19 protein-coding genes and 1 tRNA gene are annotated in these 22894 nt (G+C 59.7%); 13 read left to right on the top strand and 7 right to left on the bottom strand.

What is annotated here, in order from left to right:
* Positions 1 to 3 precede the first annotated feature (3 nt).
* Complete coding sequence (locus WJU23_RS08830; protein ID WP_346332188.1) at positions 4 to 1911, top strand: ABC-F family ATP-binding cassette domain-containing protein; 1908 nt, start codon at positions 4 to 6, stop codon at positions 1909 to 1911.
* A 113-nt stretch (positions 1912 to 2024) separates the two neighbouring features.
* Here the strand turns inward: WJU23_RS08830 and WJU23_RS08825 are convergent, their stop codons facing one another.
* From WJU23_RS08825 to dnaA, 5 genes are read right to left on the bottom strand one after another with little or no spacing between them, the layout of a single operon-like run.
* Positions 2025 to 2882 (bottom strand): hypothetical protein, encoded by an 858-nt coding sequence (locus tag WJU23_RS08825; protein ID WP_346332187.1) that lies wholly within the window; start codon positions 2880 to 2882, stop codon positions 2025 to 2027.
* Positions 2879 to 3760, bottom strand: a complete 882-nt coding sequence (locus WJU23_RS08820; protein ID WP_346332186.1) for a metallophosphoesterase — start codon at positions 3758 to 3760, stop codon at positions 2879 to 2881. Before WJU23_RS08820 ends, WJU23_RS08825 begins: the two co-directional genes overlap by 4 nt.
* 23 nt (positions 3761 to 3783) lie before the next feature.
* The gene (locus WJU23_RS08815) at positions 3784 to 4767 is read right to left on the bottom strand and encodes a 2-enoyl thioester reductase domain-containing protein (protein WP_346332185.1); all 984 of its coding nucleotides are present in this window, start codon (positions 4765 to 4767) and stop codon (positions 3784 to 3786) included.
* A gap of 59 nt (positions 4768 to 4826) precedes the next feature.
* Positions 4827 to 5921, bottom strand: a complete 1095-nt coding sequence (locus tag WJU23_RS08810; RefSeq protein ID WP_346332184.1) for a prolyl oligopeptidase family serine peptidase — start codon at positions 5919 to 5921, stop codon at positions 4827 to 4829.
* 45 nt (positions 5922 to 5966) lie between these two features.
* On the bottom strand, positions 5967 to 7388 hold the full coding sequence (gene dnaA / locus WJU23_RS08805) for a chromosomal replication initiator protein DnaA (RefSeq protein ID WP_346332183.1): 1422 nt from the start codon (positions 7386 to 7388) through the stop codon (positions 5967 to 5969).
* Between the two features lie 397 nt (positions 7389 to 7785).
* Between dnaA and WJU23_RS08800 the strand changes: the two genes are divergently transcribed.
* The 12 genes from WJU23_RS08800 to rpoN all read left to right on the top strand — a co-directional run bounded on the left by WJU23_RS08800 (position 7786) and on the right by rpoN (position 20064).
* Positions 7786 to 8883 carry a hypothetical protein gene (locus WJU23_RS08800; protein WP_346332182.1) on the top strand — a complete coding sequence of 366 codons (1098 nt, stop codon included), beginning with the start codon at positions 7786 to 7788 and terminating at the stop codon, positions 8881 to 8883.
* Positions 8884 to 8892: 9 nt separating this feature from the next.
* Positions 8893 to 9753, top strand: a complete 861-nt coding sequence (locus WJU23_RS08795; protein ID WP_346332181.1) for a squalene/phytoene synthase family protein — start codon at positions 8893 to 8895, stop codon at positions 9751 to 9753.
* A 145-nt stretch (positions 9754 to 9898) separates the two neighbouring features.
* The gene (locus tag WJU23_RS08790; protein ID WP_346332180.1) at positions 9899 to 10888 is read left to right on the top strand and encodes a hypothetical protein; all 990 of its coding nucleotides are present in this window, start codon (positions 9899 to 9901) and stop codon (positions 10886 to 10888) included.
* A 122-nt stretch (positions 10889 to 11010) separates the two neighbouring features.
* Positions 11011 to 11388 (top strand): DUF721 domain-containing protein, encoded by a 378-nt coding sequence (locus WJU23_RS08785; RefSeq protein WP_346332179.1) that lies wholly within the window; start codon positions 11011 to 11013, stop codon positions 11386 to 11388.
* An 11-nt stretch (positions 11389 to 11399) separates the two neighbouring features.
* A complete protein-coding gene (locus tag WJU23_RS08780) occupies positions 11400 to 12839 on the top strand; it encodes a DUF2868 domain-containing protein (protein WP_346332178.1) in 1440 nt (479 codons plus the stop codon).
* 74 nt (positions 12840 to 12913) lie between these two features.
* Positions 12914 to 14311: a DUF1501 domain-containing protein gene (locus WJU23_RS08775; RefSeq protein ID WP_346332177.1), complete on the top strand. Its 1398-nt coding sequence runs from the start codon at positions 12914 to 12916 to the stop codon at positions 14309 to 14311.
* 96 nt (positions 14312 to 14407) lie between these two features.
* Positions 14408 to 15490 (top strand): putative zinc-binding metallopeptidase, encoded by a 1083-nt coding sequence (locus WJU23_RS08770; protein WP_346332176.1) that lies wholly within the window; start codon positions 14408 to 14410, stop codon positions 15488 to 15490.
* 246 nt (positions 15491 to 15736) lie between these two features.
* Positions 15737 to 16657, top strand: coding sequence for an alpha/beta hydrolase (locus WJU23_RS08765; RefSeq protein WP_346332175.1), 921 nt, complete (start codon positions 15737 to 15739; stop codon positions 16655 to 16657).
* A gap of 111 nt (positions 16658 to 16768) precedes the next feature.
* Positions 16769 to 16841: transfer RNA gene (locus tag WJU23_RS08760), tRNA-Ile, on the top strand.
* A 156-nt stretch (positions 16842 to 16997) separates the two neighbouring features.
* Entirely contained in the window at positions 16998 to 17198 is a 201-nt protein-coding gene (locus tag WJU23_RS08755) for a hypothetical protein (RefSeq protein ID WP_346332174.1), read from the top strand.
* A gap of 34 nt (positions 17199 to 17232) precedes the next feature.
* Entirely contained in the window at positions 17233 to 18492 is a 1260-nt protein-coding gene (locus WJU23_RS08750) for a hypothetical protein (protein WP_346332173.1), read from the top strand.
* 147 nt (positions 18493 to 18639) lie between these two features.
* A complete protein-coding gene (rpoN, locus tag WJU23_RS08745) occupies positions 18640 to 20064 on the top strand; it encodes an RNA polymerase factor sigma-54 (RefSeq protein ID WP_346332172.1) in 1425 nt (474 codons plus the stop codon).
* Between the two features lie 42 nt (positions 20065 to 20106).
* Here rpoN and WJU23_RS08740 read toward each other — a convergent pair whose 3' ends face one another.
* The gene (locus WJU23_RS08740; protein ID WP_346332171.1) at positions 20107 to 21369 is read right to left on the bottom strand and encodes a Glu/Leu/Phe/Val dehydrogenase; all 1263 of its coding nucleotides are present in this window, start codon (positions 21367 to 21369) and stop codon (positions 20107 to 20109) included.
* Between the two features lie 193 nt (positions 21370 to 21562).
* A complete protein-coding gene (locus WJU23_RS08735; protein WP_346332170.1) occupies positions 21563 to 22864 on the bottom strand; it encodes a hypothetical protein in 1302 nt (433 codons plus the stop codon).
* Positions 22865 to 22894: the final 30 nt, after the last annotated feature.

The following is a 22894-nucleotide window of genomic DNA, read 5'->3' as shown; positions in this document are numbered from 1 at the left end:
GCCATGCCACCACCGACCGCCGCCCTCCTTTCTGCCAATGAACTGGCCCTCTCCTATGGCAATCAACGCCTTTTGGAAGAGGTGACCCTGGCTGTGGCCGCCGGAGAAAAGGTGGGCTTGGTGGGCCGCAATGGCTGTGGCAAGACCAGCCTGCTGAAGATCCTGTCGGGTGTGGAGAGGCCGGACTCGGGCGAGCTCTCCATCCGGCGTGGTCTGCGCATGGGCTATCTGCCGCAGGAGTTTGAGCTGGATATGGACCGCACGGTGATGGAAAACATCCAGGCCGGGGCGGCGGATCTGGTGAGCTGGATCAACCGTTACGAAGCGGGTGACGGCAGCGAGGCGGAACTGGCGGAGATGCTGCACCAGATTGAGGCGGCGGACGGCTGGAACCTGGATGCACGCATCCGTGCCACAGCCACGGCTTTGTCATCGCCCCCTCTGGATGCCATTGTGGCACCGCTTTCAGGCGGTGAAAAACGCCGTGTGGCCCTGTGCCGGGCGCTGGTGGCGCAGCCTGATCTGCTGCTGCTGGACGAGCCGACCAACCATCTGGATGCGGACTCCATCCGCTGGCTGGAAGACTGTCTGCGCGGGTTTCCCGGAGCGACGATTTTTGTCACGCATGACCGCTATTTCCTGGACGTGATCGCCACGCGGATCATTGAACTTTCCGACGGGCGCTGCTACTCGCATCCGGGCAACTACACGGCATTTTTGGAAAGCAAAGCGGCCCGCCAGGCCATCAACGAGCAGGCGGAGCGCCGCCGTCAGCGCTTCCTGCGCACCGAACTGGAATGGGTGCGTGCGGGGGTGAAGGCGCGTGGCACCAAGCAGCGCAGCCGCCTGGATGCCTTCTACGCCATCGAAGGCCAGGAAGCCCCTCAGGAAGAGCGGGAGATGGATCTGCTGTTGCCGCCCCCGGCGGAGATGGGAGACATCGCGGTGAACCTGGAAAACGTCGGTGGGATGGTGGAAACCGATGCTGGTGAACGCTGGCTGTTTAAAAACCTGGATGTGGTCTTCCGGCCAGGGCAGTGCACCGGCATTGTGGGCCGCAATGGCGCCGGCAAAACCACCCTGCTTCGCATCTGCATGGGCCAGCGGGATCCGGATGTGGGCAAGGCGACGGTGGGCAAGAAGGTGGTGTTTAACTACATTGACCAGACCCGCATGCAGCTCACGGGCGACGGCACCGTGCTGGCCGAAGTGGCGGACCAGGATGATGTGGTGTTCTTCGGCCAGCAGAAGATGAGCGCGCGCGCCTATTTGCGGCGGTTCTTGTTTAATGATGACCGCACGAATGAGCGGGTGGACCGTCTTTCCGGAGGTGAACGGGCCCGGCTGATGCTGGCCAAGGTGCTGAAGCGTGGCGGCAACGTGATCGTCCTGGATGAGCCGACCAACGACCTGGACCTGCAAAGCTTGCGCATCCTGGAAGAAGCGCTGAGCAACTTCCCCGGCACGTCCATTGTGGTGAGCCATGACCGTTATTTCCTGGACCGTGTTTGCGACCAGATCATCGCCTTTGAAGAAAGCGGCGTGCATGTGCAGGTGGGCAACTACAGCTACTATCTGGAGAAACGCAAGGAGCGCGAAGCGCGGGACAAGCTGTGGGCCGCACCCGCGAAGGCCGAGAAGGCTGCGGCGGCGAAGAACCAGGTCAAACCGCGCAAGCTAAGTTTCAAAGAAGTGCGTGAGCTTGAGGAGATCGAGCAGGTGATCCTGGAGGCGGAAGGCAAGGTGGAGGAGCTGGATGCGACGCTGAACGATCCTGCGTTTTATGTGACGCGCTCGACGGAGGCGGAAGGGCTGATGAAGGAGCTGGAGATCACCAAGGCGCGAGTCGCGCGTCTGTATGCGCGGTGGGAGGAGCTGGAAGCGCTGAAGGCGGCCAGTGAGGTACAGTAGTCATCACTCTCCGAGTGATGCGATGCATCCAGCGGGTGCTTTGCCTTCAGAATTTTGAGAAGGCAGTGGAAGGAAGTTTGGTGATTGAGTGAATTTCGAGGTCGGACAACTCATCACTCGGAGAGTGATGCGTACTGTACGATCCGCGAGACGACTACCTCCTTGCTGCTGCGGAGGATGCTGTAGAAGACGCCGGGCTGCACGGGGTCCCAGGCGAAGGCCTGGCCGGCGGCGGTGATGGGGATGGTGTCGGTCCATTCCAGGACGGAGCCAGCTTTGGGGAAGCGCAGGACAAAGAGCTGGCGGGCGTCATGGCCGGTGATAAAGAGGGTGCCGTCCGGGGCGATGCTGCCGCCGGAGCTGCTGGAACTGCCGAAGATCTCGATGATGCGTTTGGGGAACACCCAGCCGCCGGTGCGCCGCCATTCGGTATCGAAACGAACGAGCTCTGTCCAGGCGGGGTCGCGGCCGGTCGCGGGCTGGCTTTTGGCGTAATGGGCGAAGCAGGCATACCAATGTCCGTCGTACCAGGTGATCCAGGTGAGGGAGCCGGAATCGATGCCGAGGCTGAGGCTGCCGATGTGGGTCATCGTTTGGGGATCAAAGATCTCGATGGAACTGGTCATCGGAGTGCCGGGAAAATTGGAGTGGGCGCACAGGAGCTTTCCGTCATGGATGATGCCGGCATTCATGTGGATGAAAGGGCCACCCTCTTCGTCTTTCCAGCCGTTGACACGCTCCAGGGTGTCTTTGCGATACTTGCCCAAGGCGCGGTTGGTGATGACGTAGATATGCTCATCATCCGCAGCCACGCCCTGGTTGGCCTCGGGGGCTTGGAAACGTTTCAGCTCTTCATGCTTCCAGGTGCCGGTGGTGATGAGCGGGACGTCCTCCTTGGTTTTATCGGCTGCGATTAGGCTGGTGCAAACAAACACCGGCAACAGGTTGAACATGGCCCGGCGGAGCATCATGCTTTTTCAGCTTTGAGGGTGCGGCTGGTCTGCTTGCGGAAACCGTTGAGCCGCAGGGAGCTGTCGGGCAGGATATCCAGCAGGGTGTAGCTGTTGTTTTCCGGGCCTGTGCCCTCGATCATGGCGGCGAGGGTGCAGTAAGGTATACCGTTGATCTCCTGGAGGTCGTTTTTGTGGGAATGACCCTGGAAGACGGCGAGGACCTTTTTGGACTTCTCCAAAAGAGCGCGCACTTCGGCGGCATTCTTGACGGCATGCGCGGCGTCCAGGTCCAGACGCTGATGGGCCAGGATGATGACAGGGCCGGTGGCGCGGGCGAGCTCATCCTTCAGCCAGGCCTGCTCCTGCGCGGGGATGTGGCAGTCTTTCCAGTGAAAATTACTGCGGCCATAGGCGATGCCGTCTTCACGAAAACAGGCGTCCAGCAGGATGAAGCGGATGCCGTTTTGCTCAAAGGAGCTGTAACCGGAAAGCGCGGCTCCGGTGTGCGCGGCAAATTCGGCTTTCGTCAGGGTGCCCACGCAGTGGTTGCCGAGCACATAATGGCGGGGCATGGTCAGGCGGGCGTAGTGCTGCTCCATGGTTTTCAGCCATTCCAGCTCCTGTTCCACACTGGGAGCCTGGTCAATGAAGTCCCCCAGCTCGATGACGCAGGCGGGTTTTTCCTGGTTCATGAAGGCGACGGCTTCATCCAGCTTGCCCAGGGCTTCACGGTAGAAGCGGGTTTTGGTGGAGTCCTTGTCTGCGTAGTGCAGGTCGGTCATCAGGCCGACACGGAGCGTGGGCTTGACAGAGGAATCAGCAGCGAGAACGCGGCCCGTACCGAGCCCGGCCAGGCAGAGGGAACCCTGATGAAGAAATGCGCGACGGGATGGCATAGCCAATGATTTGGAAAAAGTCATTAGGCCAGGTCGAGAATGATCTTGCCGGAGCGGCCGCCTTCCTGGGCACGGAGGATGGCCTTGCGGAAGTCGGTGAGGGGGAAGATCTCATCCACAGCGGTGACGATCTCTCCATGCGCTACCATCCTGGCCAGCGGTTCCAGCACTTCGGCCAGCTCGGCACTGCCGGACTCCTCAAACCAGCGGCTGATCCACAGACCTTCGAGCTTGAGATTTTTGAAGATCAAAAATTTGTTAGGCACCTTCAGGCTGAGGCGGCTCATGGCTCCGTAGGTGACCAGGGTGCCACCGGGGGACAGCAGGTCCATGAGCCGGATGGCGCTGTCGCCGCCAACGGCATTGGTGGCGAGGCTGACCTTTTCATCCTTCAGCATCTGTTTGGCAGCGGCCAGGCCACCTTCATCATCCAGGAAAACAAAGTCTGCACCCAGGGTGAGCAGCTCAGGAATGAGCTCCGCACGACGGACGAAATTGACCGTGCGAAGGCCGAGGCTCTTGGCGATCTGAATGAATGCGCGACCAACGCCGGAATTGGCGGCGTTTTGGGCCACCCAGCCGCCTTCTGGAAGGTCCACAAACTTCTTCAGGAGATGCCAGGCAGTGACCGGGTTGACGCGCAGCATTGCGGCTTGAACTCGGTCAATGCCTGGAGGCAGTTTGGCGAAGTGGAGTTCCGCAGCGGTGAGGTGCTGGCTCCAGCAGCCGACACCGAGGAGGGGGATGACGACATCGCCTTTTTCCAGAGAGGTGACCAGGGGGCCGACTTCTTCCACCTCGCCACAGGCCTCGTGGCCGGGGACCGCAGGAGGGTGGGCGGCGCGACCATAGGTGCCCTCGATGTAGTTCAGATCCGCGGGGTTGATGGGAGCGTAGCGCATGTGTACGCGCACGTCGTGACCGGTGAGAGGGGCAAGGGGGCGGTCGATGAGTTCAAGGACATCGGCAGGGTTGCCGGTTTTGGGGAAGGACAGGCAGAGAGACATGGGATGGTTGTGGCACAGTTTTGGCGGGTTGCCAAGGGTGGGGGTAGGGAGGAATGCGCTTACCGGGGCCTCAGCGCCCACTCCAAAAAGCGGTAAACGTGCTGGTTGGATTCGGGAGTGGGGGAATGGTCCGGCCTGTTAGTCATGGCGACGCCGTGTTTTTGGCCTAACAAATGATTCACTTGGATGATGTGGTTCAGCGGCATCCAGCGCTTGGGGGGATCTTCGGCACCGCCGGAGACGAGGAAGGGACGGGGGGCCATGAGGGCCTGAAATTCCACAAGGTCATGTCCGCGTTCGATGAGGGTTTTATAAGCACCCGTGCGTGGGCTGTCCGCGCTGATGAGACCCCTCTTCCGGGTCACGGCGGGATCGTAGCCGAGATACCAGGGCTCCTGGTAGTTGATGCTCTGGCGGGTTTCATCAAAGACGATGCCGGGATCTGACCAGACTCCGCAGGCATATTTGTCCCACAGGCAGGCACCGAACATGGCCCACTTGCCTCCGTAAGAATGGCCCATGATGCCGATGCGCTTGGCATCCACTTCCGGGCGTTGGGAGAGGGCGGTCCAGGCATTGGCGGAGACGTAACCTAGGTAGCTCAGCGGCTGGCATTTGGCCCCGGCGGTCAGCACCGGCAGGCGGGCATCGCCACCGGGGGAGCCGATGGAAAGGGTGACAAATCCGCGCTTGGTGAGCTGATAGGCGAAGTCTCGCAAGGGCTTGCCGGACAGGCCGATACTGGTCTCGGGATCATAAAAGGGAACAAAGACAGCAGGGAATGGACCCTTGCCCTCAGGGATGAGGAGATAACCATCGCCGGTCTGCTCGGTGGCGATTTGCAGGCGGATGCGGTGCTGGGTGAAGTTCTCGCGCTTTGTGGTTTCAAGGATCTCAAGCTTGGGCTTCTCCACCATGGCAGGCCATTCCCCCATGATGGCATGCCACTCCTGGCGGATCTCCCGGCGGCGCTGCTGCCATTCGGCGGGTGTTTTGACCTCGCGACCGTCTTTAAACTTCAAAGGGGAAGGGTATTCTCCCATCTTGCCGGCGTATTCTAAAGGCGGCTGGAAAGAGGGGACGATGGATTCCCATAGCGGGTCGGCAGCGCCCGCGGTGGACACAAAAATGGCGAAGAGAAAAGCACGAGTCATGGAGGAGACTCAATACGCTTCACTTCGCCATCTTCTGGCCAATGTTTATGCCTCTTTCAGCTTGGCGCTCAGGCGGTCCACCATGGCGCGGAAGTCATGGGTTTCGCTCATTCGCTGGGTGATGACTTTGCAGGCATGAATGACGGTGCCGTGGTCGCGACCACCGAATTCTTCGCCGATCTGAATGAGCGGCAGCTTGATCATGTGACGTGTCAGGTACATGGCCACCTGGCGTGCCTCGGCAATGTTCTTGGGGCGGCGCGGGCCGGTGAGGTCGCTGACCCGGAGGTCATACTGGTTGGCCACGGCGCGTTGCACGCGGTCCACAGTGATGGACTTCGTGGGCTCTTCATCAATGACGTCATGAAGGAAGGCGGCCAGGGTGGACTCATTCTGCATGCTGCCTTCCAGGGAGACATGGGCCGCAACCCGCATGAGAGCACCTTCCAGGCGGCGCACGTTCGTGCGGACGCGCTGGGCGATGAACTCAAGAATCCACGGGTCCAGCGAGACATTGAAGTCGCTCATCTTGCGGCGCAGGATGGCCACGCGGGTTTCGAAGTCCGGCGTCTGGATCTGGGTGGTGAGACCCCATTCAAAACGGGAGACGAGACGGCTTTCGAGATTCTTGATTTCACTCGGCGGTCGGTCGCTGGCCAGGACAATCTGCTTGGCGTTGTTGAACAGCTCGTTGAAGGTGTGGAAGAACTCCTCCTGGGTGCTGTCCTTGCCTTCAAAGAAATGTACATCGTCAATCAGCAGGACGTCCACCTTACGGTATTTTTGACGGAACTGGGTGAAGCTGTGTTTCTTGATGGCCTCGACGAACTCATTCGTGAACTGCTCTGACGTGACATAACGCACGATGGCCTTCTTTTTGCGCATCAGCACCTCCTGGCCGATAGCCTGCATGAGGTGGGTTTTGCCAAGACCGGTAGCCCCGTAGAAGAACAGCGGGTTGTAAATACGGCCCGGCTTTTCAGACACAGCGCGTGCGACGGCGGCGGAGTAGCTGCAATTGGTACCAACGACGAAGCTGTCGAAGTTGAATTTGAGATTCAGGCCGGCATCCGCAAAGGAGCGGGAGGAACTGACCTCGGCCGTGACATGCGGGCTGGCCAGAGGGCGGTCACCGTCTTGCCGGGTGCTGATGACGCGCGCGGCCTTGAGCTGTGGCTGGGTCGCGACCGGAAAGCCGGGCTGGGTGTCATTGGCGATGCTGTATTCAATGGTGGCAGCGGTGCCAAGCACCTCTGCTGCCGCATCTGCCAATGTGCCGGCGAAGTTGCTTTCGATCCAGAGCTGATGGATCGGGTTCGGCACATTGACGATGAAACGATGCCCGTCAGCGATGCGCGCGGTGGTGCCTGAAAAGCAACGCTGGAAGTTGTCCTGGCCAAGCTTCTTCAGCAGGATGGTGCAGATCTGGTCCCAGGCGGTGGGCTGGAGATGCAGGTGTGACGGCACATCATTTTCTTGGCCGGATATGGAGGGGGGGGCGGGGTGTTCTTCATGGTCGGTCTCCATAGGTGGTTGATGCGGGTCGGGAAAGTTCGGGAAGGGACAAAGGCGGCGCTGATTCGGGGGGGAATGCAGCGCCGTCATTTGTTTTTAAAATCTACTCTTGTGTATGTCGAAAACGACACGCTCCACAAGCAAATCTTGAGCTTAATTTTAAACTTTCCTGCTTTCCGGCGGCGGCATGTTAAAAATTATCATACCCACTCCTTAACCATCTCTGCACAACTGGTGAATAAGCTGTGAATAGGCTGTGGGAAGCTGTGTGAAAGTGATTCCTGGCATGCTTCTTGAAACCCCTTCTTGGCAGCAAGCCCACTTTGCAGCAGGGATACGCTACCCTCGCATGACAGACCCCTCGCACACTCTCTGGCTCCAGACCTTTGCGGTCCTGGCAGCGCTGGGTGCCGGACTGATGCTGCATTTAAAATGGCATCCGCTGAGGGACTGTTTTTCAGATGCATGGGACATGCTGCAATCCTTTGGATGGCTGGTGCCGATGATGGCTGCGCTGCAACTCAGGTCAGGCTCCCTGGCTCCATGGGCGATCCCGATGGAAGGGATGGTGGGAGCGCTGACTGCCTGGCGGGGAATGCTTGCCATGCTGCCTGCGGCTGCCATGGAAGTGGCTGCCCTGACGCATGGATTCTTTCCTCCCTGGCCGGCAGCGCTGGCAGTGCCCTTTCTGCTGCCGCTGCTGCTCTGGCGGGTGAAGAAGTTCCCTTACCGTTATCATTCACGGCGCAAGCGTCCCGGTGTGTTTTGGGCACTCGTGTTAACGGTTCTCCTTTCTTGGTGCTGGCTGGCGCTGGAGGTGATGAGCAGCCTCAAGCTGATGCCTGAATGGATGGAAACGCTGCGCCTGTTTCTGCGCTGGCTGGCGGAGGCCTGGATGATGGCGGGCCTGCAAGTTTTTATGATCCGGATGGTGATGGGCTGGGATGAACCTGTGGAGCCGAGTGATGAAAAAGACCTGTGGCTGGCGCTGGAGCGGAGCCTCTCCCACTGGCAAGGCATCCTGGTGCTGGCGGCGCTGGATCTGCTGTGGCTGCTGGCCTGGCGCACCCTGGCTGTGCCCGGACACGGCCTCTCGCCATGGCTGGTCGTGGAGGCCTCACTGGTCTTTGCGGTGGTGCCGGTGGTGATCGCCCGTTTCCGCATGGGCTGGAGTCCGATGGTGGAAGTTCTGGCGCATGTTTTTGGCCGGACGATCCTGCCACTTCTTGGCTTTGCCATCACGGCCACTGTGCTGCTGATGCTGGTGCATTTTTCCATGCGCAGCCTGTACGCTTTGCTGCCGGAATCTGGCCTGTGGCCGGGATTGATTCGCATCTTGATCGCATTGGTGCTTGCCACAGTGCGCAGTTGGCTATTTCTAGCTCTTGTGCTCGCCCTTATTCGTCATGGTTTAAAAGCTGCCGCTCCAGAGGAGGCGGGGAATTGATGCGCCATCATGACTGACCCTGCCCTCACTTCAGCCGAGATCGCCCAGCGGGCGAAGTCCAATCTGGCCCTCGCACTGGCCTGTCTGCCGGAGGAGCGACGGAAAGATATGATTTCCTTTTATGCCTTCTGCAGGGTGGTGGATGACATCGCCGACAGCACCGTAATGGGTGAAGAGGAGAAGGAGCGGGAACTGGCCCACTGGCGGCGTTGTGTGAGCGAGGGTTTCGCCCCGGGTCATCTGGTCCTCGATGAGGTGGTGCCTCTGCCTCGCAAATACGGCTTCCCCCGCGCATGGCTGGTGGAGATCATTGATGGCGTGGCCAGTGATATCATTCACATGCGCTATGAGACCTATGACGAGTTGCTTGGCTATTGTTACAAAGTCGCCTCCGTCGTCGGTCTCGTGAGCACCGAGATATTCGGTGCCACCCAGCCCCAGTCGCGTGAATACGCCATCCAGCTTGGTTACGCCCTGCAATTGACCAACATTATCCGCGACGTCGGCCAGGACGCCCGGGAGACAGGCCGGATCTACCTGCCAGTGGAGGATTTGAAACGCTTTGGCGTGAGTGAAAAAGAGATCCTGGAGGGGCGGCATAACCAAAGGTTCATCCAGCTCATGGACTTTGAATACCAGCGTGCGCGTCAGATGTATGATCAGGCCGCAAGCCTGCTTCCCGCGCAGGACCGGGATGCCCTGCTGCCGGCGCGCATGATGGGCCAGGTGTACTTTGAGATTCTGGAAAAGCTCCACAAGGAGAGGTATCCGGTTTTTGAAAAACGCTGCCGCCTGCACCCCCTGCGCAAGATCTGGATCCTGCTCAGTTTCATGGCGCGTTCCTGGTTGGCCCGGCTGAGGCGAAAATAGCACTAATGGTGCTGAACAATTCAGACCACCCCTCCGTCAGAGAAAAAGAAGAGGGTCGCTGCTGAGGTGGCGGCCACGTTTTGGCTGCGTCCGCAGGCCAAAGAAACCTCTTGATTCGGGATAAAATTTAAGAAACCTTAAAGATATGAAAACACGCCTTCTCATAACGCATGGAACAGGCCCGCTCATAGGGGTGCTGGCACTGTCCTGCCTGGCGGTTTCCGCTCAGGGGCAGCAATACAGTTATCCACCCCCTCCAGGCTACAGCCAGCCCGCAGCGCCCCAGTATCCCTCCCAGGCTCCGGCGTATCCGCAGCAGGGTTATGCTCAGCCCCAATACGAGACGGAATACGTCAGCCCCATGGAGTTCCTGCCGACCTTTGGGCGCAAGTTTGGAGACATGTTCCGGCGCGTGTTTTATGGGGATTCGCAGCCGGCACCCGGTTATTCTCCCCACGGCTATCCCATGCCGGGATCCGGGCGCAGCCTGGACTCCGCGCCCCCTGCCTATGAGAGCCATTATGGCCAGCAGCCGCGCACGGGCATTATCGATCCTCGTTACCAGCAGGCCCCAGGCTATCCTCAGCAACAGGGATTCGCACAGCCTGGTTATGCCCAGCCTGGAGTACCCCAGTATCAGTCTCCTCCACCCCAGCGTCAGGCGGTCCCCCCGTCAGCTTCCCAGCCGGGCAGCCGTATGGGCAGCACGCCTCCACCCCGGACCTCGGTGAAGCCAGCGCCTGCACCGGCCCCTAAGACCACCCAGTCTCCGCCGAAGAAATACATCCCGCCAACGATCACGAAAAAAACCAGCCCGGTCGTGGAAGAGATGCCCCCGCCTGCACCCAGCAAAAAGGAAACCGCAGCGGCAGAGCAGACGGAATTTTATCCGCTCCCAGGTGCAAAGCCAAAGACGGACGCTGCCAAACCTTCCACATCATCCTCCTCTTCCAGCAAGCCTTCCACAGGCAGCACTGCCGGTAACAACGGCGCTTTCCTGAAAGGCAAGCGGGCGAGCAAAGAAGGGCGTGTCATCAGCCCTTATCCTCCCTATCAGGAACTGGATGTGACGGGACTTAGCAGCGGTTCGCTGGCCCTGGATCCGACCACGCAAAAGGTCTTTGAAGTGCCTTAAGGTGGAAATCTGGGGCAACCAATTGCACGCGCCGGGTCGAATTTAAAATGAGCAGCGGTCGCGAATCACCATCGTGGTGATTTCTCTGGCATTCTGCCATCTCGCGGCAATCTTTGTCCTGCATGTCCAATCGCCTTCCCACCGCTGCCCAGCGCCGCAGGCACGCCCTCATCACGGCGTGGCGCAGGATGGAAGACGGGCCTCCGCTGAAGGTGCCCACGCTTTCCGTGGCGGACCTCGTTGGTCCCATCGTGGCCCAGGCCGGCATTGGCGACCGCATGAAGCTGGAAGAAGTGCTGGCTGCCTGGCGGGAGATTGTGGGTGATTTTTTATATCAAAGCTCGCGGCCGGATTCCATCCAGCGCGGTGTTTTGATGGTGCGGGTTTTGCAGCCGACCGTCCACCATGTGCTGGCCATGGAGCGCCCGCGCATCTTGAAAAGGCTGCAGGAGAAGCTGAAGAACTCCGGCATCAAGGACGTAAGGCTGAAGCATGGCTGAACTGAACGCGCATGGACTGGAATGACTGGCAGAGCATCCTGCGCTGGCGCGCCCTTGAAGAGGGTGATGCTGATGGTGCCATCCTCTCTGAGGACCGGCGTCGCGAGGCCACAGGCCGCACGCGCGGGGGCTTGACGGCAGATGATGTGAAGGGAGATCCGCTCACGGACCGGGAGGCGTCGTTTCTGCATAAACGCTCCCAGTGGCTGGAGAGGGAGGTCATCGGCTGGAGCGGTTCCTTGGTGCGCATCATGGACCGCCTGCATACCGTGCAGGGGCGCTGGTCATGGGCCTTGATCGGCTGGACAGCAGCCCTGGCGGCCGGATATGGCCTCTCCGGTCTTGGGCAGGAATCGGAATTCAATCTGCTGGCACTGCCGCTGGTGGGTGTGCTGCTCTGGAATGCCGTGGTGATGGTACTGTCCCTCACCTGGGAGCTATGGCCAGCGCCCCAGGCCAGCCGGGGCAGCAGCATGCTGGAGTGGCTGGCGCAGCGTGTTTCCCCCATCACCACAGAGCGTCCTTCGGACGGGGAAACCTTGACCGGGCTGACGGTGGACCAGCGTTTTGCCATGCTGGCCGGGCCGCCGGCCATGGAGCGCCTGCAGCGCCGCCTTCGAGCCTGGATGCACATTGGAGCGGCCTTGCTGGCCCTGGGCAGCATCACGGGCCTGTATGCCCGTGGCTGGTCGCAGGAATACCGGGCTGTGTGGGAAAGCACGCTGCTCTCTGAAGCTGGCGCGCAGAAGTTTTTCGGTGCTTTGTTTGGTCCGGCGGCCAAAGTCCTGAATCTGGATCTGCCCCTGGCGGATCTGCCTCAGATGCACCGCACCCAGGGCCAGACCGCCGCGCCTGCACCCGCGCTGCCTTGGATCCATCTCTATGCGGGCACGCTGTTTCTCTTCATCATCGTTCCCCGCTGCGGACTGGCAGGGCTTACCCTCTTACGCGCCCGGATGGTTCTGCGTAGAAGACTGCGCAAGCTCGGCTGGCGCACCTATCTGAAGCGCACCCTGCGCGCCGTGGAAGGCGGGCAGGAGGTCATCACCATCCTCATTCACGCCACCGATGCCACCCCCATGCATCGGGATGTCTGGGCACGTGGCGTGCGCGAGCGTTTCGGTGCCATGATCGAGCCCGAGATGATTCACATCCCGTTAGGGGATGAAGATGATTTTGTCGCCGCCTGGAAGCCCACCAGCTCCAAGGTGGTGATCATTTTTAATCTGGCCACCACGCCTGAGCAGGAAGTGCAGCGCCGCCTCGTTCAGGACCTCCACCAGTCCCTCATCACCCATCAGCGCGAGGCCGAAATCATCGTCCTGCTGGATGCCACCAGCATCGGCAACCGCTGGTCGCCGGACAAACTCGCCAGCCGCGAAAAACTCTGGACCGACATGCTCGAAGGCGCCGCCAAAGAGATCATCATTGCCGCCCAGCGGGGGCATTGAGGGGCGGCTAAATTAGCGATGTTTTTGCCTCGCCGCCCACGCAACAAAGCGCCCTCTCTCCCCGTATCTTCGCCATGCCTTCTGATCTCATCGGTTCCTGCTCTCCTGCGCCCTGGTCGCGCCGCCGTTTGCTGTCGGCGGGTGGTCTGGGCATGCTGGGGCTGACGATGCCGCGCATCCTCCGCGCCAGTGAGGTGGGCGTGACGGAGAAGATGATCGCCAAGGCCAAGTCGGTGGTCTTCTTGTTCCAGTGGGGCGGTCCCAGCCACCTGGAGACTTTTGACATGAAGCCGGACGCGCCCGAGGGTATCCGGGGGTTTCACAAGCCCATCAAATCCAGTGCCGATGGTATCTACGTTTCCGACCGCCTGCCGAAGACGGCCAAGATCATGGACAAGGTCACTTTGATCCGGTCCATGCATCACACGATGAAGAATCACAACAGCGCCGGTTATTACGCGCTCAGCGGCCATGCCCCGCCGAGCGATGACCAGCGCCTGAAGGATTCGCCGGACCTTTTCCCTTCCTATGCTTCCGTGGTGGATCGCCTGGCTCCGGGCCGGGGAGAGATCCCCACCGCCGCCAGCTTCCCCTGGACGGTCAGCGATGGCTCTTTCACCCCCGGCCAGCGCGCCAGCTTTTTGGGAAAACAGCATGATCCTTTCTTCGTCCTGCGCGATCCCAGCGCACCCGACTTTGCCCTGCCGGAGCTGAGCCTCCCGCCTGGCATCAGCTATGAGCGCCTGACTGCCCGGCGCGAGCTGCAAAAGCTGGTGGATGCCCAGACCCGGCTCATGGATCACTCTGCCGAAGCGCAGGGCATTGAGGGCTATTATGAAAAGGCCCTCTCCATGCTGCATAGTGAAAAGCTGCGCGCCGCCTTCGATCTCTCCCAGGAGCCGGACAAGGTCCGCGATGCCTATGGCCGCACTGCCTATGGTCAAAGCTGTCTCATGGCCCGCCGCTTGGTGGAAGCCGGGGTGAAATTTGTCACCGTCAACTTCGCTCCCAGCATCGGCGGCCAGAGCACGACGGCCGGCGGATGGGATACGCACGGGTTCAATGACACCCGCATGTTCCCCATCATTGATGCCTACCACATGCCCATGACGGAGCAGACCCTGCCCACCTTCCTCAATGACATGGATGATCGTGGCCTGCTGGATGAAACTCTCGTTGTCTGGGTGGGGGAATTCGGACGCACGCCGAAGATCAATAAAAACATCAGCCGCGATCACTGGCCCCAGTGCTACACCGCCCTCCTCGCCGGTGGCGGCGTGAAGCGCGGTTTCGTCCACGGTGCCTCGGATAAAAACGGCGAATACCCTGCTGAAAAACCCGTGAAGCCCGACGACCTGGCGGCCACGATGTATCATTTGTTAGGCATCCGCCACGACACCGAAGTCCATGACGTCGCCAACCGCCCCGTCCCCATCAGCTACGGCAAAGTCATCCAGGAAGTGATCGCTTGATATTGAAGGCAGGTTCCAAGCATTGGGTGACAAACGCGTCAAATGGGGCTAAGGGTCATATGCCGCTGTCATTCATGGCGTTGACACCTTTTTCTCATGCAACGATTTACCTGCGACTGCGGCAACATCCTCTTCTTCGGCAGTACCCACTGCCTGAAGTGCGATCGCGACGTGGGCTATGATCCGGAGGCGGGCAAAATGCTGCGACTGGAGCCGGGCGGCGGGATGAAGCGCTGTGAAAACGGTTCCGAGCACGCTGTATGCAACTGGCTGCTCTCTGCGGGCAGCCCGGAAAAGCTGTGCCTGGCTTGCCGGATGAACCGCACCATTCCTGATCTCAAATGGGGGCGTAATCTGATGCTCTGGGGACGCACGGAGATGGCCAAAAGGCGGCTCATTTATACCCTGTTGCAACTCGGCATCACGCTGCAATCCAAGGCGATGAACCCCAAGACGGGACTTTCCTTTGACATCGTCAGCACGCTGTCGAATCCCACCGTCACCACGGGCCATCTCAATGGCGTCATCACGGTAAATCTGGAAGAAGCGGACGATACCTACCGCCAGATCAACCGCCAGCAGCTGGGCGAAAACAGCCGCACCTTGTTGGGGCACTTTCGCCATGAAAGCGCCCATTATCTCTGGCAGCGTTTCCTTTCAGACCTCACTTGGGAAGACCCGCTGCGGATGGCCTTTCGCGAGCGTTTTGGCGACGAATGGCAGGATTATGCCATCGCCCTGGGAAACCATTATCAGCAGGGGCCACCGGCGGGCTGGGAGACCGATTACATCACCGGTTATGCCGCCTCCCATCCCTGGGAAGACTGGGCAGAGACGTGGGCGCATTATCTGCAAATCACCGATGGCCTGGAGACCTGTGAAAGCCTGGGCATCCAGGTGCAGCACATGGCCCTGCCGCTGGTGATCCTGCCAGTGGAGGCTGGCTTTCTACCCACCATTCTCAAACATGACCCTGTGGCCAATGATGCCTTTCTGGCCTGGCTTCAGCGCTGGATCTGCCTTTCCAGCGTGCTGAATGAGGTTTCCAACAGCATTGGAGAGTCGGAACTGTATCCTTTTGTCATCCCGGTGAAAGTCGCCCAAAAGCTCCGGCTGGCGCATCATTATGCCCAGGTGTGGCGGCAGCCGAAGAAGGCGGTCAAGGTGCCTCTAAAGTAAAAGAGGGTGACCGTTAAATTTCTCTTTACCGTCCCTTGCAGGCTGCCGCGCGTTGCCTTATCTATGGACGTCGGTTTAACAACACTTTACGCATATGGCCAAAGGCAACAACGCTCACAAAAAGGAAGTCAAGAAGCCGAAGAAGGAAAAGCCGAAGCCCGCGCCAACCTCTCGCAAGCCGTAACGGCCCTGGCTTGTTTCTTTGTCACTTAGCTACGCGACACGCGCGGTTGCTGATTTGTGTTCATGAGCCGCTCCCGCCGGTACATTCGTGCTGCCATCAGGTGCGTCCTGCTGGGGGTGTTATTACTGGTCCTTGTGGTCGGTCTGGCCTGGTGGTATTTTACCCCGGCTTACACGGAGACACGCGGCATCGTCTATGCTCAGAGGCATGGCACAGACCTGACTCTCAACGTCATCCGTCCGGAAAAACCGAACGGGGCAGGGGTGCTCATGATGGTCAGCGGCTCATGGAAGTCGGCCCCTGATAAGTTCCAGCCCTGGATGGCGGCCTCATTCCTGCGCCAGGGGCTGACCGTCATCGCCGTATCTCATCTTTCCCAGCCGCAAGCCACGATCATGGAGATCGTGGACGACGTGAACCGCGCCACCCGTTTTGTCCGCCATCATGCCAAGGATTACTGCATTGATCCCAAGCGCCTCGGCGTCATCGGCGGCAGCTCCGGCGGCCATTTGAGCCTCATGCTCGCCACCCGTGGCGGCCCCGGCGATCCCGCTTCGCCTGACCCTATTGACCGTGAAGACAGCTCCGTCCAGGCAGCCACTGTTTTCTATCCCGTCACGGATCTGCTCAACCTCGGCCCCTCCACCCAGAACCTGCACGATGGCGGCCCGCCCAAAAGCTACCGCAACTCCTTCGGCCCCGATGCCGCCGATCTGGAAAAATGGAAAGTCATTGGCCAGGGCGTCTCACCCATCTTCCACGTCACAGCCCGGCTGCCACCCGTCTTCATCGTTCATGGCGATGCCGATATCTTGGTCCCTCTCGAGCAGTCCCAGCGTTTCCAAAAGCGCGCCACGGAGATGGGCAAGACCGTCGAACTCCTCATCCGCCCCGGCAAAAAACACGGCTGGCCCACCATGATCTGGGACGCCCACCTCTTTGCCCTCTGGATGGCGGACAAGCTTGCTACAGATCCAAGCTGAGGAATCTGATTGCGCTGCACCTCTTCGTCACGGCCATTGCAACAGCGTCCTGAAAAAGCAATTTGCACCGGATGGAGCCATGGCTTAAACCCTCATGAGAGCCAGGAAAAGGCGCTTGTAGCTCAACGGTTAGAGCAGGGGACTCATAATCCCTTGGTTCTCGGTTCGAATCCGGGCGGGCGCACTTACCCTTTTGTGATGAAGACAAAACCGAGGACTGGCGGGATGCGTAAATGAGGCGATAGTCCGTTTCCATGGTCAATGGTGTTGTCAGCCTGCGCTGCCCTGCGTGTTCGCGTCCGTTCCTTTCGCTGCCCCAGCAGCAGGGGGCAATGGTGACATGCCCGCATTGCGCCCGCAGTGCTCCGAGGGAATCTTACCCTGCGGCATCCGGGCCCTTCCTGCATCCGGTGACCAGCCTGCCGATTCAAAGGCGGGTCCAGCCGAGCCGTCCGCCTACGGAGCCTGCGGCTCCATCATTCTCCGCCTCACCGCCCTCCGCTCTTCCGCAGTCTTTGCCTGTCTGGCCGCCGGCTCCTGAGCAGGCACCGCTCTACAGCCCACACCCCCCGTCCTTGTTTCCGCCTGCACCGGCGGCCCCGGCCACCTGGCAGCCGATGATGCCTTCCGGCCAGTCGCCCTTCGGCATCGTTCCGTCGCATTTGCCGTCTGCGGCAGAGGCCGGAAGTCAGGCTGTGCCGTATTCACCCACTCCGCCTGCCTATGTGCCCAGCATGCAGTTCGCCCCACGGCATGACTCCGCAGGCGGCATCGGGTCCTGGGAGGTAGAATATCATCCTGCCCCATCCTGGCGGCCGCAGCGCGAGGAACGCAATGTCCCCCTGGGCATCTTTCTGCTCCTGGTTCTGGGCTTTGGCGGCTGGGTGCTGTGGGGGCATCTGAAAGGACCCCTGGCGGTGGAATTTGAAGCACCCCACACGGACGTCGGGAAACTCCCCGGTGAAAACGATTCCGTCATTCCGCTAGAGCCCGCCCCCGCGCCCGCGCCTTTGCCGCAGGTCGCAATGGAAACGAAAGATGAAGCAGTCTCTGAACCGGTCTCTGCGGTGCCTCAACCCGAAGTCATGGAACCTGAGATCCGCAGGGCGGGAGTGCCCTCCGAGGGAGATCTGCGGATGCAGCCTGCTGCTTCTGCCGGTCTGGATTTGGTCCGTGCCAATGAAGAAGCGGAAGCACTTTTGCAATCACTGTTTAAAGCGGAAACAGCGGCAGAAAGGTCGGCGGTGATATCGCAAGCAGATGAGTACCAGGTGGAGGTGGAAGGTTTTTTTGAGCGCAAAAAGCCGAAGCTCAAATTGCTTAAACTGGCTGCAGAGATGCCCCGCACGCTGCCTGGACAGGAAGAGGTGCCGCTCTTCCTGGTGCTGACAGATGCCAATCCGGATGCCGGTGCGCTCCTGCGTCTGGTGCCCCAGGAAGGCGGCGGCTTCCTGCTGGACTGGCCGCTTTTTGGCGAGACACATGAGCGGCGTCTGGCCGGTTTTCTTGATCAGAAGTCTGAACAGCCCTCGTGGTTTCACGTGGTGTTGCGGCGCAGCCATGCGCTGGATTTGCCTGCGGACAGCCGCTCCGGCCAGCTTGGATTCCGCTTGCATGCCAGTGCTGATGAATCGGTGGAGTGTCTGGCGCTAGTCTCTCAGGAAACGCCATTGGGGCGTTACTTTGAGCGCGAGGTGGAATGGGGCAGTACCCACGTGGCCCGGCTATTGCTCCAGCACCGGCTGGGGGCGGCGGGTGAGGTCGGGGTTGTCATCCTGGATTGCGAAGGTGCTGTCACCGGTGCAGTATTCCCGGGCGGTGGTGTGAAACGATGACAGTGACTTGGTAAAAAGCGCCCAGAGCCTAAATAAAGTCCCATGCCAGCTTTTACTTTCGTCCGATTTTATCACCAAAATGCGATTTTGGCCCGCTTATTGCTTGCTTGTCTGTGACACCAATGAAAGGGGTGTGGCCAACCACCAATGGCAGACCAAGGACTATACCAGACCCAGACTCAAAAGCTTGCCATCGGCCCCCAGATGCAGCAGAGCTTGCAGATCCTGCAGGCCCCCACTCTTGAGCTGAGGCAGATCATCCAGCAGGAGATTGAAATCAATCCTGTGCTGGAGCTTGAATCTCCGGATGTGTCTCTGGATGATGCCGTGCCCGATGATCCGGATGACCGGGACGGAGGTGACCGCGATGAGCTCGATGTCATTTCCCAGATGGATGAAGAATGGCGGGAGTACTGGGCTCAGAGCCGCATGCAGACGACCAACCGCAGTGCGGAAGACCAGGAGCGCTGGCAGTTCCTGATGGATTCCATTGTGGCTCCGACGACCCTGCAGGAGCACTTGGTGACGCAGTTGCGCACGGCGGAGATCAATGACCCGTTGCTGGTCAGAAATGTGGAATTTCTCATCGGCAGCCTGGATGACCGGGGTTTCCTGAATGCTTCTGTGGAGGACATGAGCCTTCATCAAAGCATCCCCATTGATGACTTGCATGCCGCCAAAGCCGTCCTGATGTCTTTTGACCCTGTCGGGGTGGGATCAGATGACCTGCGCGAGTGCCTGCTGGTGCAGCTTGAGCGGCTGGGTAAAAAACACAGCCTGGCCCATCGCCTGGTGGACCAGTATCTGGAAGACCTGGCCAACAAACGCTACCCGATCCTGGCCCGCAAGCTGGGGGTGCCGCTGGAACAGGTTTCCCGTGCGGCCGATTTCATCAGCACCCTGGATCCCCGGCCTGCATCGCGCTTTAACCCGAGCAGCAACAATTATGTCAGCCCTGACATCATCGTGGAAAGGCTGGGTGGGGAGTGGGTGCCGGTGATGAACAATGACGACCTTCCCAACCTGCGCCTGAGCAATGCCTACAAGGACCTCCTGGGCCAGGCCAGCAGCAGCGGGGAGGTGCGCAACTACATCCGGGACAAGATCCGCAGCGGCAAATTCCTGATCCGTTCCATCCATCAGCGTCAGCAGACCATCCACAAGATCGCCATTCAGATCCTGGCGCATCAGCAGGAATTCCTGGAAAAGGGAACGAGCTTCCTGCGGCCGCTGAACATGGCGCAAGTGGCCGATGAAGTGGGCGTGCACGAGACCACGGTGAGCCGTGCCATCTCAGGCAAATACATGGCCACGCCGCATGGCGTGTACGAGCTGAAGTTTTTCTTCAGCCACGGGGTCAAAACAGATTCCGGTGAAGACCTCAGCAACACCAGTGTCAAAAATGCCATTGCTGACCTAATCAAGACCGAAACCAAGGCCAAGCCCCTCAGCGATGACAAGCTGGCCAAGCTGCTGGACAAGCAGGGCATCAAAGTGGCGCGCCGCACGGTCGCGAAATACCGCGAGGCTCTGGGCATCCTGCCCAGCCACCTGCGCAAATCGTTTTCATAACCTGCCAGCAGCCTTTTCAGCCGCTGGCAGGCCCGGTTTCTTTTAGGGATAAAGGCCGCGAGTCTGCTTGGCTTCCCACACCCTTTTGATGCCCAGGCTGAGTGCGGCAAAGCGCATGGAAACCTTCTGTTTGCGGTGCACTTGCAGCGTCTGGTTAAAGGCCTGCTCAAGGATTCGGAACAGTTTGTCCAATACCTCGCCTTCACCCCAGAAGAAGCTCTGCAGATCCTGCACCCATTCGAAGTAGGAGACAATGACGCCGCCGCTGTTGCAGAGGATGTCCGGAATGATGAAGATCTCCGGGCGTTGTTGGAGGATTAAATCCGCATCCGGGGTGACGGGTCCGTTGGCACCCTCCGCCAGAATGCGGCACTGGATTTTGGCAGCGTTGGTGGCGTCAATCTGCCGCTCCATGGCTGCCGGGATGAGGATGTCACAGGGGAGGAGGAGCAATTCTGCATTGCTGATGGGTTCCGACTCTGGAAAGCCCACGACACTTTTGGTCTGGCTGACGTAATCGTTCAGGGCATTCAGTTCCAAGCCGGCGGCATTGTGAATGCCTCCGTACGCATCACTGACGGCGATAATTTTGACGCCTTGTTTGGCCAGAGACATGGCGGCGACGGAGCCGACATTGCCAAACCCTTGGATCACCGCTGTGGCCCCTTCTGCGCGGATGCCCAGCGTATCCATGGCCCGTGAGACGAGATAGGCGACCCCGCGGCCGGTGGATTCGCGCCGGCCAAGGGAGCCGCCCAAGCCCACCGGCTTGCCCGTGACGACTCCGGGGACGCAGTGGCCAATCTGGAGAGAGTATGTGTCCATCATCCAGGCCATGACCTGCTCGTTCGTGCCCATGTCCGGCGCAGGGACATCCAGTTGAGGGCCGATGAAGGGAATCAGCTCCTGGGTATAGCGCCGGGTCAGGCGCTCCAGCTCTCCGATTGAAAGCTGGCTGGGATCGCAGCAGACCCCGCCCTTGGCTCCGCCATATGGGAGGCCGGTCAGCGCACATTTCCAGCTCATCCACATGGCCAGGGCAGCCACCTCACCCATGGTGACGTCAGGGTGAAACCGGATGCCGCCCTTGGTGGGGCCCAGAGACAAATGATGCTGCACCCGATACCCCGTGAAGACCGTCGTGCTGCCGTCATCCCGCCGCACAGGGATGGAGACTGTGAGCGCCCGCCGTGGCATCTTGAGACGGTCGCGAAGGCTGTCTGGAATATCGAGGAAATCCGCCACCAGATCAAACTGATGACAGGCCATATGAAACACAGGGGAGTCGTAAACGGAAGCACTCATGGTAGGTCTGAGTAAAGAACGTCTCAGACATTTGCCAAGAGCATAGATAATCAGTCTTTGTGCAGTTCAGTATCACTGCAAGCGGCTGCAAGGTGGGCGGCGTGGTTTGAGAAGAGTGACTGCATGCATTTGAAACAAAAAAAATGCGAGGCCGTTTGGCCTCGCATCTGGAAAACACTGATCTTTAAGCGGCTTATTCCGGACTTCCGGTATCGTCAGGTGGCGGCGTTGGTGCAGGTTGTTGCTCTGGTCCCGCTAGACCCGCGCCGCTGGCACTGGGTGCGCCAATGGTCACCCCATTGATGGTGGCAGCTTCGCCGCTTTGACCGGTTTCTGTGCCGTTGACATCTACGGAAGGTCCGTCAGCGCCTGGGCCTGCATCGCTACCCGTCACCGTCACGTTACCGTTGGCGTCCACCGTAATGACCAGATTGGTCTGACCATTTACAGATACCGTGCTCACAGAGTTGCCCTCGGCATCGGTTTCGGTGGTCACAGTCACGCCGTTGCCGGAATAGGTGACACTGGCTGCACCGGTGATGGAGACAGAATAAGCATTGAAGGCAGGGGGGTTGAAGTCAGGCTCCCAACGCAGGGCGATGTAACGGGACTTGACAGTCTTGCCTGGCTTGGCTTTGAGAAAGCCTGAGCCGGTGGTGTCTTCTGCTTTGGCCACTGGCTCTGAGGAATCAAACACGGTGGGGTCAAAGGCCAGCCGTCCGCGCCAGTCTTCCTTTTCAGGAAGGTTATCAAACGCATACACGGAGAAGCGGACTGGACGGGGCGAATGAATGGAACCGAATTCGTTAAGCGTGCGCACCTGGCCCAGATCGTAAACCGCCGTGCGGTATTTTTCATCCGACTCAGGGAACTCCAGTTTGTTGCTTTTCACGGCATCATTCCGGGATCCATAAAGCTCAGGGCTGATGTAGAGCAGACGGCCTCCGCCCATGCCCGCAGCAAAGTTGACTGGTGCGCCGGTGCCATCGGCGTTCTGGGTGACAGTGTAGTTGGCATCCGTGCTGGAGCCAATGGCCTGGAAGCTGCGGATCACACCGCCGCGGACCAGATCAAACTGCATCCGCAGAAAACGGCCCTGGGAGGCACCGCCATTGAGTTGAATGAGCCGGTCGGACGGGGAGAACACTTTGTTATCAACAGGACTCCACGCGCTGCCGTCCGTGCTGGTGGAAAGGGCCACCTTGCCCTCAATGCCGTCATTCACAAAAGACACGCTCTTGATGATCGACTGCTTGGCAAACTTCAAAATGGCTTCACTTTTACCTGAAGCGAGATTCACCGGTTTCACCGGATCTCCCATCAGCAGGGCGTTAGCAGGATTGAAGCCTTTGGATTCGTGGATGGACGTGCCGGAAAAAACAGTCGCAATGCTCACTGGTTTTTCATCCACAGCAGGCAGTTTGCTCCATTTGGCCTGGGCTTGGATGGTCAGGGAAGCAAGTGCTACCAGAGTGAATAAATATTTGTGTCTCATGATGGGCGATGCTGAAGGGGTGGGGGGTCG

The organism is Prosthecobacter sp. SYSU 5D2 (genome assembly GCF_039655865.1).
GTDB lineage: Bacteria > Verrucomicrobiota > Verrucomicrobiia > Verrucomicrobiales > Verrucomicrobiaceae > Prosthecobacter.
The sequence above is the reverse complement of the archived record's forward strand: the minus strand, read 5'-3'. Positions and strand labels throughout refer to the sequence as shown.

Bases quoted from the DNA above. Each gene is read 5' to 3' on its own strand.
- WJU23_RS08825 (WP_346332187.1), bottom strand. From the start codon at position 2,882: ATGATGCTCCGCCGGGCCATGTTCAACCTGTTGCCGGTGTTTGTTTGC.
- WJU23_RS08785 (WP_346332179.1), top strand. From the start codon at position 11,011: ATGTCCAATCGCCTTCCCACCGCTGCCCAGCGCCGCAGGCACGCCCTC.
- WJU23_RS08830 (WP_346332188.1), top strand. From the start codon at position 4: ATGCCACCACCGACCGCCGCCCTCCTTTCTGCCAATGAACTGGCCCTC.
- WJU23_RS08755 (WP_346332174.1), top strand. From the start codon at position 16,998: ATGCCCGCATTGCGCCCGCAGTGCTCCGAGGGAATCTTACCCTGCGGC.
- rpoN (WP_346332172.1), top strand. From the start codon at position 18,640: ATGGCAGACCAAGGACTATACCAGACCCAGACTCAAAAGCTTGCCATC.
- WJU23_RS08775 (WP_346332177.1), top strand. From the start codon at position 12,914: ATGCCTTCTGATCTCATCGGTTCCTGCTCTCCTGCGCCCTGGTCGCGC.
- WJU23_RS08780 (WP_346332178.1), top strand. From the start codon at position 11,400: ATGGACTGGAATGACTGGCAGAGCATCCTGCGCTGGCGCGCCCTTGAA.
- WJU23_RS08815 (WP_346332185.1), bottom strand. From the start codon at position 4,767: ATGTCTCTCTGCCTGTCCTTCCCCAAAACCGGCAACCCTGCCGATGTC.
- WJU23_RS08765 (WP_346332175.1), top strand. From the start codon at position 15,737: ATGAGCCGCTCCCGCCGGTACATTCGTGCTGCCATCAGGTGCGTCCTG.
- WJU23_RS08810 (WP_346332184.1), bottom strand. From the start codon at position 5,921: ATGACTCGTGCTTTTCTCTTCGCCATTTTTGTGTCCACCGCGGGCGCT.
- WJU23_RS08795 (WP_346332181.1), top strand. From the start codon at position 8,893: ATGACTGACCCTGCCCTCACTTCAGCCGAGATCGCCCAGCGGGCGAAG.
- WJU23_RS08740 (WP_346332171.1), bottom strand. From the start codon at position 21,369: ATGAGTGCTTCCGTTTACGACTCCCCTGTGTTTCATATGGCCTGTCAT.
- WJU23_RS08800 (WP_346332182.1), top strand. From the start codon at position 7,786: ATGACAGACCCCTCGCACACTCTCTGGCTCCAGACCTTTGCGGTCCTG.
- WJU23_RS08770 (WP_346332176.1), top strand. From the start codon at position 14,408: ATGCAACGATTTACCTGCGACTGCGGCAACATCCTCTTCTTCGGCAGT.
- WJU23_RS08790 (WP_346332180.1), top strand. From the start codon at position 9,899: ATGAAAACACGCCTTCTCATAACGCATGGAACAGGCCCGCTCATAGGG.
- WJU23_RS08735 (WP_346332170.1), bottom strand. From the start codon at position 22,864: ATGAGACACAAATATTTATTCACTCTGGTAGCACTTGCTTCCCTGACC.
- WJU23_RS08820 (WP_346332186.1), bottom strand. From the start codon at position 3,760: ATGCCATCCCGTCGCGCATTTCTTCATCAGGGTTCCCTCTGCCTGGCC.